Source organism: Propionibacterium acidifaciens, from assembly GCF_003798325.1.
GTDB classification, from domain to species: domain Bacteria; phylum Actinomycetota; class Actinomycetes; order Propionibacteriales; family Propionibacteriaceae; genus Propionibacterium; species Propionibacterium acidifaciens.
On record NZ_CP033719.1, the window covers coordinates 611,495 to 625,635 of the forward strand.

General features: G+C 72.1%; 14 protein-coding genes. 3 read left to right on the forward strand and 11 right to left on the reverse strand.

Features of this window, described 5'->3' with window-relative positions; genetic code table 11:
• Positions 1–31: 31 nt before the first annotated feature.
• From EGX94_RS02700 to EGX94_RS02725, 6 genes are all read right to left on the reverse strand, one after another.
• A complete protein-coding gene (locus EGX94_RS02700) occupies positions 32–397 on the reverse strand; it encodes a DUF1707 domain-containing protein (protein ID WP_021797980.1) in 366 nt (121 codons plus the stop codon).
• A 486-nt stretch (positions 398–883) separates the two neighbouring features.
• Positions 884–1,378 (reverse strand): hypothetical protein, encoded by a 495-nt coding sequence (locus EGX94_RS02705; RefSeq protein ID WP_123825861.1) that lies wholly within the window; start codon positions 1,376–1,378, stop codon positions 884–886.
• A 280-nt stretch (positions 1,379–1,658) separates the two neighbouring features.
• Positions 1,659–2,447: a type I methionyl aminopeptidase gene (map, locus tag EGX94_RS02710; RefSeq protein ID WP_051245323.1), complete on the reverse strand. Its 789-nt coding sequence runs from the start codon at positions 2,445–2,447 to the stop codon at positions 1,659–1,661.
• A gap of 53 nt (positions 2,448–2,500) precedes the next feature.
• Entirely contained in the window at positions 2,501–3,073 is a 573-nt protein-coding gene (locus EGX94_RS02715; RefSeq protein ID WP_021797988.1) for an adenylate kinase, read from the reverse strand.
• Positions 3,070–4,383, reverse strand: a complete 1,314-nt coding sequence (secY, locus tag EGX94_RS02720; protein WP_021797985.1) for a preprotein translocase subunit SecY — start codon at positions 4,381–4,383, stop codon at positions 3,070–3,072. The genes EGX94_RS02715 and secY overlap by 4 nt, the downstream gene beginning before the upstream one ends.
• 341 nt (positions 4,384–4,724) lie before the next feature.
• Complete coding sequence (locus tag EGX94_RS02725) at positions 4,725–5,375, reverse strand: MBL fold metallo-hydrolase (RefSeq protein ID WP_021797994.1); 651 nt, start codon at positions 5,373–5,375, stop codon at positions 4,725–4,727.
• A gap of 223 nt (positions 5,376–5,598) precedes the next feature.
• Between EGX94_RS02725 and EGX94_RS02730 the strand changes: the two genes are divergently transcribed.
• On the forward strand, positions 5,599–6,687 hold the full coding sequence (locus EGX94_RS02730; RefSeq protein ID WP_021798000.1) for a Rib/alpha-like domain-containing protein: 1,089 nt from the start codon (positions 5,599–5,601) through the stop codon (positions 6,685–6,687).
• 10 nt (positions 6,688–6,697) lie between these two features.
• Here the strand turns inward: EGX94_RS02730 and EGX94_RS02735 are convergent, their stop codons facing one another.
• The 5 genes from EGX94_RS02735 to EGX94_RS02755 form a co-directional block, all read right to left on the reverse strand.
• Positions 6,698–8,050 carry a class II 3-deoxy-7-phosphoheptulonate synthase gene (locus EGX94_RS02735; RefSeq protein WP_081707428.1) on the reverse strand — a complete coding sequence of 451 codons (1,353 nt, stop codon included), beginning with the start codon at positions 8,048–8,050 and terminating at the stop codon, positions 6,698–6,700.
• 183 nt (positions 8,051–8,233) lie between these two features.
• Positions 8,234–9,169, reverse strand: coding sequence for a lysophospholipid acyltransferase family protein (locus EGX94_RS02740; protein WP_021797998.1), 936 nt, complete (start codon positions 9,167–9,169; stop codon positions 8,234–8,236).
• Entirely contained in the window at positions 9,162–9,968 is an 807-nt protein-coding gene (locus tag EGX94_RS02745; protein WP_051383823.1) for a lysophospholipid acyltransferase family protein, read from the reverse strand. The genes EGX94_RS02740 and EGX94_RS02745 overlap by 8 nt, the downstream gene beginning before the upstream one ends.
• Positions 9,969–10,212: 244 nt before the next feature.
• Entirely contained in the window at positions 10,213–11,316 is a 1,104-nt protein-coding gene (locus EGX94_RS02750; RefSeq protein ID WP_123825863.1) for a hypothetical protein, read from the reverse strand.
• 25 nt (positions 11,317–11,341) lie between these two features.
• Positions 11,342–11,851 (reverse strand): peptidylprolyl isomerase, encoded by a 510-nt coding sequence (locus tag EGX94_RS02755; protein WP_021798306.1) that lies wholly within the window; start codon positions 11,849–11,851, stop codon positions 11,342–11,344.
• Positions 11,852–12,095: 244 nt separating this feature from the next.
• On the opposite strand from EGX94_RS02755, the gene EGX94_RS02760 reads away from it, so the two are divergent.
• Entirely contained in the window at positions 12,096–12,749 is a 654-nt protein-coding gene (locus EGX94_RS02760; RefSeq protein ID WP_021798307.1) for a sunset domain-containing protein, read from the forward strand.
• Positions 12,750–12,844: 95 nt separating this feature from the next.
• Complete coding sequence (locus EGX94_RS02765) at positions 12,845–13,987, forward strand: bifunctional GNAT family N-acetyltransferase/nucleoside triphosphate pyrophosphohydrolase family protein (protein WP_021798305.1); 1,143 nt, start codon at positions 12,845–12,847, stop codon at positions 13,985–13,987.
• Positions 13,988–14,141 lie beyond the last annotated feature (154 nt).

The following is a 14,141-nucleotide window of genomic DNA, read 5'->3' on the forward strand; positions in this document are numbered from 1 at the left end:
GAGATGCGAACGGTCCTCAACGGCGAGAGGCTCAGAGAAGGACTGTCAGCAGGAGGACGACCACGGCGAGGACGGCCGCGCAGAGGCCGAGGGCCACCCCCAGCGAGACCCGTGCGAGGGACGCGCTGCCGGGACGCGCCGCCGGCTCGTTGATCTGCCCGGGGGCGAGATCGACGCCGTTCGCGGCGCCGGCGGGATCGCCGAAGCGGTACTGGGCGGGCAGCCGCTCGCCCACCCTGGCGAGCTCCGCCCTCGTGCCGGCGCTGAAGAGCTCGTCCTGGAGGGCGTGGTAGTCGGCCAAATCGAGCTGGCCTCCGGCGTAGGCCCTTCCCAGAAGGTCGTTGAGGCGCGACCGGTCGTTCTCGAGCTGGCCCCGCGGCACCGGGCTGTTCGTCATGGCCCCAGCCTATGCGGCCCGCCCCCAGTGGCGGCACCATCCTGCGAATGCAGCCCCGACCGACCACCACCGAGTCACCGACACAGTACCCCGGGTGACACCGTCCCCGAACGCAGCCCCGACCGGCCCCACGGATTGTCGTGCAGAGCCGGATGCTCACGCCGCACTGTCGGGACGCGTCCCACGACGCCGCTGCCCGATCCGGGCCCTCCGCCACATGTGCTCGTAGCGGCGGGTGACGGCGAGGATGTCCTGCTCGACCTCGCTCCAGAGAACATCACCTGCTCCCCCAGGTGAGTCGCATCACGGCATGGCCCCGCGCCGGAAGCTCCCCCGGTCGCGGCACCGGTCCCCGTGACAGGTCGACTGGCTGGTGCGACGAGCCCGGCTGTCCACCTCGATGAACGAGCCTGTCGCCCACCAGAGGATCGACGCGCCCCGCCCCGGCCACCTCCACCTGGGTGAGAACGGGCAGGTGCAGCGCCCTCAACCGCATCCGCACCAGCGACTCGGTTCCCGACCGGGCCCACTCGCAGCAGTCGATGAGCCGGTGGGGCGGACGCTTCCGGGCAGGAAGAGGGCGTGCAGATCGCCACGGTCGGCCAGCCCCAGATCCATGACGGAGTCGGCAGGCGACAGCGCTGCGCGGGTCGAGGCACCGCACCATCGCCTGGATGGCCTTCCGGGATCCACGGCCGCGCGCGGGGCGCACTCGTACAGATGGGTGCTGCCCGTGCGCACCAGCTCTCCCCGGGCCCGGCCCCTACTCGTCCTGACATGGATCTCGCCGCCGACCAGCGGCGTCCAGACCCCGTACCGGGACAGGGCGGAGACGCAGCCGAGCACTCCTCCGGCCTCGATGGCGCGCACCACTCGCGGGTCGACGTTCGCCGGCGAGTACCAACCCCGTCGCAGGCGCCGCATCGAGCCGTCGTCGACGCAGTCCCGGATCACACGCTTCGTCGCACCCGCCCGCGTCAAGGCGCGAATGCTCAGCACCCCGCCGACCGCCTCGCTTCAGGCCGCCCGGGAGAGCACCTCGAGTGCACGGATCGCCGTCATGGGGCCCATGACTCGCGGACCCGAACGATCCCGGCAAGACCTGTGGAAAACTCCGGCGGCCCGCCGCCTGCCGACTCCGCCCTCCGGGACGCCGCACCTGCCCCCAACCGCACGCACACGACACCACCCGTGCACAACCGCAGGCACCCGCCACCAACCGCACATGAGGACGAGAAGACCCGACGGAACGGACCAGGGCTCAGTCGAGGGACGCGAAGGGCGCTCCCCTGGCCTCCAGCTCGGCCCTGCCCCCGTCGGGCTCGGTGAGCACCCACAGGCCGTCGGGCAGGACGGCCACGGTGTTCTCCCAGTGCGCGGCCCGCGAGGAGTCGCAGGTCACGACGGTCCATCCGTCGTCGAGCTCGGCGACATCCTCGCCGCCGAGCGTCGCCATGGGCTCGACGCACAGGCACATGCCTGCGACGATGCGCGGGCCCTTGCCGGGACGGCCGTAGTTGGGCACGTCCGGCGGCTGGTGCATGGCGGTGCCGATGCCGTGGCCGGTGTACTCGCGCAGGATGCCGTAGGGGCGCCCGTGCGAGTGGAGCGAGGCCTCGACCCCGTGCGAGACATCGCCGACCCGGGCGCCGACCCGGATCCGGGCGATGCCGTCCCACATGGACCGACGGGTCGTCTCGGACAGGGCGCACGAGGCCCCGTCGACCTCGCCGACCGGGAAGGTGCGCGCGGCGTCGCCGTGCCAGCCGTCGACGATGGCGCCGAAGTCGATGGAGACGATGTCGCCCTCCTCGAGGACGCGCCCGCCCGGGATGCCGTGGACGACGACCTCGTTGACGCTGATGCAGACGACCCCCGGGTAGGGCGGGTAGCCCCAGTCCGCGCCGTAGTCGAGGAAGTTGCTCCGGGCTCCGTGCTCGGCCAGCACGCGGCGGCCGATCCGGTCGAGCTCGGCCGTCGTGACGCCCGGTCGGACGGCGGCGCCCATCGCCCGGAGGCCCTCGGCCGTCACGAGCCCGGCACGGCGCATGAGGCGGATCTGCTCGGCGGTCTTGATCTCGACGCGCTCGCGCTGGAACACGATCAGGCCACGAAGGCGTCGACGGCGGCGATGATGCGGGCGCCGATCTCCTCGACCGTGCCGTTGCCGTCCACTCGTACGAGCAGACCCCGCTTCTCGTAGGCGTCCAGCAGAGGCCGGGTGGACTCGAGGTAGACGTCCATGCGGTGCCGGATGGTCTCCTCGTTGTCGTCGGCGCGGCCCTCGATCTCGGCGCGCCTGAGCAGACGGGTGACGAGGTCCTCGGGATTCACGTCGAGGCAGATCACGGCGTCGAGCGCCTGGGAGCGCTCTGACAGGTGGGCCTCAAGGGCCCCGACCTGGTGCAGGGTGCGGGGGAAGCCGTCGAGCAGCCAGCCGTCGGCGGCGTCGGCCCGGTCGAGACGATCGGCGACGATCCGCTCGGTGAGCTCGTCGGGGACGTAGTTGCCGGCGGCCATGATGGCGCTGACCTGCTCGCCCAGCTCGGTGCCCTCCTTGACGTTCGCGCGGAAGATGTCGCCGGTGGAGATGGCGGGGATGCCGTAGTGCGCGGCGACGCCGACGGCCTGCGTGCCCTTGCCCGCGCCCGGAGCGCCCATGATGAGCAGTCTCATGAGAGGAACCCTTCGTAGTTGTGCTGATGGAGCTGGGACTCCACCTGCTTCATCGTGTCAAGACCGACGCCGACCATGATGAGCAGGCTCGTCCCGCCGAACGGGAAGTTCTGGTCCGCGCCGAGCAGGACGATGGCCAGCGTCGGGATGAGCGAGATGAGCGCCAGGTAGAGGGAGCCGGGGGCGGTCAGCCTGCTCAGGACGTACGACAGGTAGTTCTCGGTGGGCTTGCCGGCCCGGATGCCCGGGATGAAGCCGCCGTACTTGCGCATGTTGTCGCTGATCTCGACCGGGTCGAAGGTGATCGCCACGTAGAAGTACGTGAAGAAGATGATGAGCAGCAGGTAGACGACGTTGTAGACGAGGCTGTCGCCGGTGCCCGCCAGATTCGCGGCGATCCACTCGGAGACCTTCCCGGTGGGGCGGAAGACCGTGTAGAGCGAGGGCAGGTAGAGGATCGACGAGGCGAAGATGACGGGGATGACGCCCGCCTGGTTGACCTTCAACGGGATGTAGGTGCTGGAGCCCCCCATGAGCCGGTTGCCGACCATGCGCTTGGCGTACTGCACCGGGATGCGGCGCTGGGCCTGCTCGACGAAGACGACGCCGGCCATGACGAGCAGGCCGACGGCGACGACGACGACCAGGAGCAGCCAGCCCTGGTTGCCGGGATGGGCGGTGCGGATGGCCCACATCGAGCTCGGGAAGCGGGCGGCGATCTGGGTGAAGATGAGGATCGACATGCCGTTGCCGACGCCGCGGTCGGTGATGAGCTCGCCGAGCCACATGATGAGCGAGGTGCCGGCGGTCATCGTGAGGATCATGACGACGATCGAGAAGATGCCCCTGTCGTAGACGACGGCCTGGCTGCACGAGCTGTACAGCTGGCCGGAGACGGCGAGCATCGTGAAGCTCGTGGCCTGGAGGACGGCGAGGACGATCGTGACCCACCGGGTGTACTTGGTGATCGTCTCCTGGCCGGTGGAGCCCTCCTGCTTGAGGTTCTCGAGGTGCGGGATGACGACGGTGAGCAGCTGGAGGATGATCGACGCGGTGATGTAGGGCATGATGCCCAGCGCGAAGACCGACAGGTGCAGCAGGGCGCCGCCGCTGAACAGGTTGATCATCGCATAGGCGCCCGCCGTGTCACCGGTCGTGGCGTCGGCGGCGCACTGCTGGATCGCGGAGATGTTCACATTCGGCGTGGGGACGGACGCCCCGAGCCTGAAGATCACGAGGATCATCAGGGTGAACAGGATCTTCTTGCGCAGGTCCGGGGACCGGAACGCGTTGAGGAAAGCCGAAATCACAACTGCACTCTCTGTTGGTGGGCTGCCCACCCGGTGCCGAGGACGCCGGTCGGGCCATGGCGCAACCCGAACAGCGTACCCCGTCCGCCTGAGCCGGGTGAGTCCCGACGACCCGCGAGCCGCCCGGCCGTCGTCGGTCCGGAGCACCGGACCCCCTTCTCACCGGGCGGTCGACGCCGACCGCACCACCGTCTGCCGCGCCGCCACCGGACGACCGGCACCCCAGGGCCGGTCCGCGCCGAGCGGCACGACCCCACCGCCGCCCACGACGCCCCGGAACACCCCGGTAGACACCGAACAGCCCTTTCCCACCCCGACTGCGCCACCACCGGGCCGCGCCGCTACCGGACGGCCGGTACCGTCCAGGGCCAGCCCGCGCCGAGCGGCACGAACTCGCTGCCGCCCATGGCGGCGACCCGATCGGCGAGAAGCGCGAAGCCCCGGTCGTTGAGCAGGCCGTCGTGGATCGGGATCACGAAACGGGCGCCGACGGAGCGGACGAAGTCGACGGTCTCGCCGATCTTGCTCCACGGGGCCATCATCGGCACGGCGAGCACGTCGACGCCCTCGGGCGCGGTGTCGATCTCGTCCCCGGGATGGAACAGCACCGGCTCACCGGGGCCCGCGATGATCAGGCCGACGTTGCCGATGCGCGGGATCTCCGGATGGATCACCGCGTGCTCTCCGCCGACGGCGGTGACCGTAACGTCCTCGACGGTGATCCGCGTCCCGGCGCTCAGGACCGCGCCCCCGACCGCCGGGAGGTCCTCGAGGACCCCCTTCTCGGCATGTACGGGCAGACCCGGGCGCTCGGCGATGAACTGCGGGAAGCGGGCCGGGTCGACGTGGTCCGGGTGCCGGTGCGTGATGAGGACGGCGTCCAGCCCGTCCAGATCGGTCCAGCCGTCGGAGTACTCCCCGGGGTCGATGAGGATGCTGGCCCGGCCGGTCTCGACCAGAAGGCAGGAATGACCGAAACGCGTGATCTGCATGCCCCCACTATGCCCCTGAGAGGGCCCGGTCCGAACACCGGGACATCCCCCTCCCGCCCCGCGAGCGGCACCCCGAAAAACCGCGCGCCCCCCACGGGACGACCCGCCGGAACCCTAGGATCGAGAACCGTTCCGGAAACAGCATCACGCGGGTCACTACGGGATTCGCCGCTCGCCGCGGCGAGCGGTCCACCCGATGGTCCCTGCCGGGAAGGAGTCCCCCATGGCAGCATCCGATCCTCGCCCCGGCGCACCGCGCCGGGCACCGCGCCGAGTCACGGCCGTCCTCGCCGCGCTGTCGTTGGCGGGCGGAGCGCTCGTCCTCGACGCCCCGTCCGCCTCCGCCGCCGAGGCCGAGGGCTACGACGTGCGCTTCGGCTCGAGCGCGAACAACCCGGTGCCCGTTGACCTCAACCCCCGGACCCTGTGGACGCGGACCCACGACTACCTGGTCCTGCCGGAGGGCCACGACGACTACACGCTGTCCTACTCGCTCGACTGGCCGAAGCCCGACAGCACCGGGCTGAACCCGGAACTCGTGACCTACCGGGACCAGGCCGGTCGCAGCACCGTCTACATCGAGACCCTGTCCATGTGCAAGGAGGCCAGCGCCTCGGGCATCCAGAAGGTCCCGGTGACGGTCTCCGGGTTCCCGGACGGCTCGTCCAAGACGATCTACAGCTACTTCTCGGTCGACGCCAGCACCTGCTCCGACCCGTCCGAACGGCCCAGCTACGTGCAGACCCACGAGGCGGTGCCCGGCGGTCATGCGGTGAGCTACCGGCTGGCGTCGAAGTACCAGCCGGCCACCGGGCGGACCGGCACCGGGATCCCCGAGGGGACCGTGTTCACGGCCACGGGTCTGCCCGACTTCCTCGAGCTCGACCCGGCGACCGGGGCCATCACGGGGACGACGAGCGAGCAGACGCCGATCGGGCGCTACGAGTTCGACGTCGAGGCAGCCTACCCGAGCGGGACCCGCGAGCAGGTGGGCTCGCTCCGCCTCGACGTCTACCACCGGGCCCACTCCCCCGCCTACGAGACTCAGGAGGTCACGACCGGATCCTCCGCCTCCGCGGACCAGACCGGCGACCGGACGATGCCGGACGGGACGGTCTTCTCCCTCGCCCCGGGCTGGTCGGCCCCGCAGGGCTGGTCCGTCGCCGTCGACGGGTCGACAGGGCGGGTGACCGCCACGGCCGACGCCTCCGTCAAGGCGGGCACGAGCGTCGACGTCGAGCTGAAGGTCTCCTACCCCGACGGCTCCTGGCGCACCGGGCTGGTCTCCAGGTTCACCGCCGTCCGGGACTGACGACGCGGCTTCACCCGTACCAGTCGGGCGCGGGCTCGGGTGGCTCGGGTGGGGCGTACTTGGCGCGGTAGGCGTTGAGGCGCTCGGCGATCATGAACGCCATCTCGAGGCTCTGGTTGCGGTTCAGGCGCGGATCACAAGTGGTCTCGTAGCGCTCGGCGAGGTCGACCTCGGACAGCTGGAAGGCGCCGCCCAGGCACTCGGTGACGTCGTCGCCGGTGAGCTCCATGTGGACGCCGCCGGGCCAGGTGCCGAGCTGCTCGTGGACGTCGAAGAAGCCGTTGAGCTCGGCGACGACGGCCGCGTACTCGCGGGTCTTGAAGCCCTTGGGCGTCTCGAAGGTGTTGCCGTGCATGGGATCGCACACCCAGGCCACCCTGCGCCCCGAGGCCTCGACCCCCTCGACGAGGGCGGGCAGCCGGTCGCGCACCCTCTCGGCTCCCATACGGGTGATGAGGGTGATGCGGCCCGGCACGCGGGCGGGGTCGAGCCGGTCGGCGATGGCGAGGGCGTCGGCGGCGGTCGCCGACGGGCCGAGCTTGATGCCCAGCGGGTTGTGCACGTGGCTGAGCAGCTCCACCTGGGCGCCGTCGGGCTGACGGGTGCGCTCGCCGATCCAGACCATGTGGCCGGAGGTGTCGTACGGCAGGGCGCTGCGCGAGTCGATGCGGGTCATCGCGTATTCGTAGTCGAGCAGCAGGGCCTCGTGACTGGCGTAGAAGTCGACGGTGCGCATGGTGTCGGCGTCGACGCCGCAGGCGGTCATGAAGCCGAGGGCGCGCTGGATCTCGTCGGCGACGCGCTCGTAGTCGTCCTCGACGTGCGAGTCCTTGACGAAGCTGGCGTTCCAGGCGTGCAGCTGCCGCAGGTCGGCGAAACCGCCTTTGACGAAGGCGCGCACGAGGTTGAGGGTGGCCGCCGAGGCGTTGTACATGTCGATGAGGCGCTGCGGGTCGTGGCGGCGGGCCTCCGCGGTGAAGGCGAAGCCGTTCACGGCGTCGCCGCGGTAGGCCGGCAGCGTGACGTCTCCACGGGTCTCGGTGTCCTTGCTGCGGGGCTTGGCGTACTGGCCGGCCAGGCGGCCGATCTTCACGACCGGCACCTGCGCCGCATAGGTGAGCACGACACTCATCGCGAGCAGGACGCGCAGCTTGGCCTTGATCTGGTTGGCCTGGACGCCGTCGAAGGTCTCGGCGCAGTCGCCGCCCTGGAGGATGAAGGCCCTGCCGTCGGCGGCCTGGGCGATGTGCTCGCGCAGGTCGTCGCATTCGCCGGCGAACACGAGCGGCGGCAGACAGCGCAACTCGTTGACGACCCGGGCGGCTTCGGCGGCGTCGTAGTGCGGCTGCTGGACCTGGGGCATGGCGTGCAGATCGGTCAGCGAAGGAATCAGTTCGGGCACCTTCCCAAGGATACTTCCGCATCCGGATGCCTGTTCGGGGCTCCGTCCCGTGGGCCCTTCGGCCAGGGGTTTCACGGCGCCGCCCAGGTTTCGGACAGGTCCCCGGCGGTCATCACCCGGCCCCGCAGCCGGGCCCGGACCGGCTCAGTGCCCGCCCCGGGCCCTGGCCTGCGCCTCGGCGGCCGCGCGGGCCAGGTCCTGCTCGTCGCGTTCGCGCAGCATCTCCCGGCGCTCGGCCTCGGCGCGGCGCAGCTGGGAGAGCGTCGGGTACGCGCGCGCCCTCGCCCAGGCGTTCTGCCGACGGGCCGCGGCCGCGAGCTCGGCGGCCCGCGCCGGCGTGGTGTCGACGTAGGGCAGCCCGGTCAGGGCCGCGATCGCGCCCATGATCTCGTCGGTCGCGCCGCGCAGCAGCACCCCGTCGAGGGCGTAACTGAGCGCCGGGGTCTCCCAGAAGCGCGAGAAGTCCAGGGGCTCGCCGACGACGACGGTGGGGCCGAAGGCGCGGCGGGTGAGCGGCTCGAGCAGCCGGGGGCCGGCCGCCGCGGGGACGATGCCGACGGGCACGACCGGCACCTTGGCGGTCAGCGCCAGCCAGGCCACGTCGGTGCCGCCGCGGTGGATGTCGCCGTCGGGGCTGGGGGCGCCCTCGGGGAAGACGACGACGAGGCCGCCGTCGGCGAGCACCCGGGCCGCGTCGTCGCCCTGGGCCGGGTCGTCGATGGGGACGCGGCGGCGCAGCAGGCGGTTTGCCGAGGCCGTGGCCAGGTGGAGCGGACGGTCGAGCGCCGCGCAGAGGCGGGTGAAGTCGCCGGCCCAGACGTGGTTGGCGGCGAGGATCGCCGCACCGTCGGGCAGCCTCTCGAGACCCTCGGCGTGCACGGACAGGGCCTGCTGGGTGGTCCTGGCGGCCCGGCGGGTCCAGCCCCAGGCGGCGCGGACGCGCCCGGGCGCGTCGAGCTGCTCGACGCGGGTCAGTTCATCCGGAGTGATCTGGGAGCCGGGCCCGGCCTCCTCCCCGGGGACCGGCGCGGGATCCTCGTCGGGGGCCATCGGGTCGTCGTAGCGGTTCTCGTCAGTCATGGCTCTCGCCGGCCCCGGACCGTTCGGCGGACCCGGCGTCCCGGGCGGCCAGCTCCGCGTCGGTGGGCGGGGCCTCGAGGCCCTCGTCGGCCCTGGCGCGCAGATGGCCGGTGAGGTCCTTGCCCTTGAGGTTGCCGTACTTCACGCGCGAGGCGTAGACGTTGACGTACTCCTGACCGCTCAGCTGCTGGATGTGGGCCATGACGTCGTCGGTCACCCAGCGCAGCACGCGCACCGAATCGGCCTGGCCCCGCCATGGCGTGTAGTCGAGCGGGGCGCCGATGACGATGCGGGCGCCCTTCATGGTGGGCAGTCCCAGCGGGCCCCGGCGCAGCCGGGTGTTGACCATGCCGACGGGCACGACGGGCACGCCGTTCTCGAGGGCGAGGCGTGCGACGCCGGTGTGGCCGCGGTAGAGCCTTCCGTCCGGGGTGCGCGTGCCCTCGGGGAAGATGCCGATGAGATTGCCGGCGGCCAGTTCGGCCTCGACCGGCCCCATGGCGTCGACGCTGGCCCGACCGCCGGAGCGGTCGAGCGGCACCATGCCGACGGCGCGCAGGAAACGGGCGACGATGCGCATCCGCAGACCCTTGCCCTCGAAGAGCTCCTTCTTGGCGGGCCAGATGAGGCGGCGCCGCATGAGCGCCGGGAGGGTGAAGGTGTCGCCGGCGTCGAGGTGGTTGCTCGCGAGGACCGCGGGGCCGGTGGCGGGGATGTTCCGCTCGTCCACCAGCTCGGGGTGCATGAGCAGCCTCACGCCGGGACGGAACAGCGCGTACTTGAAGAAGCGGTACCACACGCCGTCCACTCTATCGGCGGCGTCGGCGCCGCCGGAGAGGACTCGGCCCCGGAGGGACGGGGCCCGGGAGGACCCCCATGCCTGCTCAGGCAACGTTCATCCGGCCCGGACAGCACCCGCGGCGGAGCGCACGGGTGAAAGGTCGTGCGCACCGCTCGTCCCGGCCCGGGCGGCGCTCGGGCCGGCCGTCGACGGCCGACGGCATCCCACCGAGTCGCCCCGTCCGGGCCGCGTGAGGCGATGGTCAGGAGCTGTTCGCGGCGCACCAGCGCGGGAGCGGATCAGCGGCCCCGCCCAGCTGCTCCGCGGGCGTCGTCCACAGCTGCTCGACGAGGGCCCCGGCCGCCTCGGCCCCGTTCTCGTCGACGAGCTCGTCGACGGCGGCCCAGCTGAGGGCGTAGGCGTCGCGCAGGGCGTCGGCGTCGTCGGTGGACGAGAACTGCTCGTCGGCGGGCAGGACCGGTGCGCCGTCGGTGTCGCGGCAGGCCCGGGCGACCCGCGCCCGGCTCGCGGCGGCCTCGTCGGCGTCGCGGGGCAGGCCGAGCCACTCGGCCAGGCCCTCGCTGACCCACTCGTTGCCGCCGACCGGCGCCCCGAGGTCGGACAGGCGCCAGTGCACCGACTCGTGGGTGAGGAGCATGTTCGCCTGCGAGGGGCTCCACTGGCCGGCCCGGGCCGGGTTGACGACGATGCGGGGGGCGCCGCCCTCGCGCTGGGTGAGGGCCCCGAGACCCTGCGTGCGGGCTGCCGACATGCCGGTGACCAGGGCGTACGTGCTGTCGGCGGCGGGCACCTCGAGGACGAGCGGCGCATCGGGGTCGACGGTCAGCAGGGACATGCCCGCATCGCGCGCCGCCGACGACGCCACCGACGCCGCGGCCGACAGGTCGGGCGCGCCCCGGCCGACGATCAGCACCGCGCCGTCGACGGAAACGACGTCGGTCGGTTCGACGAGCCAGGCGGGGGCCGGGCCGGACGCCGCCCCGATCCCGGTGATCCGGCAGACGCTGCCGGCGCACGCTGTGGCGATGCTCACGGCCTCGGTGGCGACGGCCCGCTCGCCGGGCACCGACCAGCGGACCCGCCAGCCGTCCCCGGTCCGCTCGAAGTCGACGTCGGACAGCCGACCGAGGTTGGACCACCACATGTCCCGGGTGGACTGCGGGACCGTCCGGTCGAGGGCCGTGTCGAAGCGCTCGCGGTCGCCCGCCGCGATGGACGAGTCGAGCACCGCCAGCGCGTCGTCGGCGCTCGACGGTCCGGACGGCGAGCAGGCGGCCAGCGGCGCGGCGAGCGCCACGGCGAGGGCGCCCAGCAGTGCCCGGCCGAGGGCGGACCGACCGCTCATCGCCGCCCCATCCCGGTGCGGGGGCTCAGATGATCTCGACCCTGTCGATGACGACGTCCTCGACGGGACGGTCCATCGGGCCGGTCTCCACGGCGGCGATCTCGTCGACGACCTTCCTCGAGTCCGCGTCGGCGACCTCGCCGAAGATCGTGTGGCGCATGTTGAGGTGCGGGGTGGGGGCCACCGTGATGAAGAACTGCGAGCCGTTGGTGCCCGGGCCCGCGTTCGCCATGGCGAGCAGATAGGGCTTGGTGAAGGTGAGGTCGGGGTAGAACTCGTCGGCGAAGCGGTAGCCGGGGCCGCCACGACCGGTGCCCGTGGGATCGCCGCCCTGGATCATGAAGCCGTCGATGACGCGGTGGAAGACCGTGCCGTCGTAGAACGGGCCGGTCGCCCTCTTCCCCGTGGTCATGTCGAGGTACTCGCGCGTTCCGTTGGCCAGCTCCACGAAGTTCGCCACCGTCTTGGGCGCGAAGTCGTCGAACAGGTCGAGCGTGATGTCGCCGTGGTTGGTGTGCAGGACGGCCTGCGTCACGTTCCTCCCCCTCCAGCTGTCGTATGTCGTACGAGAACGGCGTCCATCCTCTCAGACCGGGCAAAACCGGCCGTCCCCGAGCCGGCGGGGCCCATCCCCGCCCGGTGAGACCGGCACCCCGGTCCCGATCGACCCTGAGCCCGGCCATCCGCCCTCGTACGACGGGCCACCCGCCTGTAGCCTGGCATCAGCTCGATCACGAGCAGGCTCGACCACGAGCACCCACCGAGGATCGGAGAATCCCATGTCGAGGAAGACTCTCAAGACGTCCATGGCGGCCGCCGGCGAGAACGCCCGCGAAGCCATCAGCTCCGCCGCCGAGAAGGCCGGCCCCCTGTACGACCAGACGCGCGACACCATCCTGGAGGTGCTCGAGAAGGCGGGCGACGGCACGTACGCCGACGCCGTGCGCGAGAGGGCCGACGAACTGCCCGATTCGGTGAAAAGGCACTTGCCCGAGGCCGCCCGTCCGGCCAAGAGGCACCACCGGCTGCTGACCGGTCTCGGCATCATCGCCGTGATCGGCGCCGTCTTCCTCGTCGTCCGCCAGATCCTCCTGCCCAAGGACGACGGCTGGACCCCGCACGAGCCCAGCGGCGCCTTCGGCGACGACGACGTGACCACCGACTTCAGCGACTCCGTCGCCGAGCCTGAAACCGCCGTGGAGGAGGCTGCAGAGGCGCCCGCCGAGCCCACCGGGCAGGGCACGACCAGGGATTACGGCCCCGGCTCCTACGTCGGCGCCAATCCGCCCGAGGGTTACACGACCAAGGGCAACGAACGCTCGATGAAGTACCACACCCCCGACGGCGCCGGCTACAGCCGCACCAACGCCGACGTGTGGTTCATCTCCACCGAGGCCGCCGAGGCGGCGGGCTTCACCAAGGCGCTCCGCTGACCCCGAGAGTCGACACGAGGGGCCCCGCCGATCGGCGGGGCCCCTCGTCCGCCCGGGGCCGTCCGGGGACCGCGGCCGCAGTAGGCTCACCCGACATGGAGCCCTTCCTCATCACCGCGGGCGGGCTGGTGCTGTCGGCCCCGACCGGGGACGACACCGACGCCTTCGCGCGCATCTGCGCCGAGCCGAGCATCGCCGCCTGGACGACGATCCCGACCGGCTTCACCCGGAACGACGCGCAGCGCCTCGTGACGGTGGCGACGAAGGAGGGCTGGCGGACCGGGGCGCACCCGATGTGGGCGGTGCGCCCGGGGCGGGGGCTCGAACCGATCGGCATGGTGAGCCTTACCGCGCGCCCGTTCGGCACCTGGGAGATCGGCTACTGGACGAGCGAGGCGGCGCGCGGCAGGGGCCTGACCACCCGCGCGGTGCGGGCCCTCGTCGACGCGGCCCTCGACCCGGACGGCGGGATCGCCGCGCAGCGCCTGCTGTGGCGGGCCGAGGTCCATGACGGCGTCCCGAACTGGGCGAGCTGGCGGATCGCCTGGCGACTGGGCTTTCGCAAGCAGGGTCGGCTGCGCAGCGCCGCCGCCGACGGTGAAAGACGCCACGACATGTGGCTGGCCGACCTGCTGCCGAGCGACCCGCGCGCCCCGCAGGACCCCTGGGACGGCCCGCTGTCGCGCCCGGGCGCCCCGGCCTTCGAACGCGAGGCGACCCCGACCGACGCCACCGCCACCCGCGAGGGCGACTGCCCCGAGGGCCTCGTGGCGCGCTTCCACCGCGTCTACGGCCTGCCGATCGTCACCGACGGCCCGAGCCTGGACCGCGAGCACCTGCACATGCGCATGAGCCTCATCGCCGAGGAGTTCGCCGAGCTCGTCGGCGCGGTCTACGGCCCCTCCTCCCGCGGGATCCTCGAGGAGGCCTTCACGAGGGCCATCGCCGTCGACGAGGACGAACGCGACCTGGTCGAGACCGCCGACGCGCTGGCCGACCTCGTCTACGTCATCTACGGCATGGCCCTGGAAACCGGCATCGACCTGCCGGGCGTGTTGGCCGAGGTGCAGCGCTCGAACATGTCGAAGCTGGGCGCCGACGGGCGACCCATCCACCGCGCGGACGGCAAGGTGCTCAAGGGACCGGACTTCTTCGGACCCGACGTGGCCGGTGTACTGGCCCGCGGCGGGCGCCGGCCCGTGCGACGACGAGCGGGGAGGCCGACCCCGAGAATCTGACATGATCCGAGCGTCCGTGGCCCGGGATCTTGTCGCAGCCGGGCAGCTCGTCCCGGCACGCCGTGTCCTGTGCGCCTCCTGGACCCCTGGCCTCGCCCCCTGAGGGGTCTCCCTGATTCCCTCCCCACCCGGGCCGGGAGCCCATGGCGCCGTG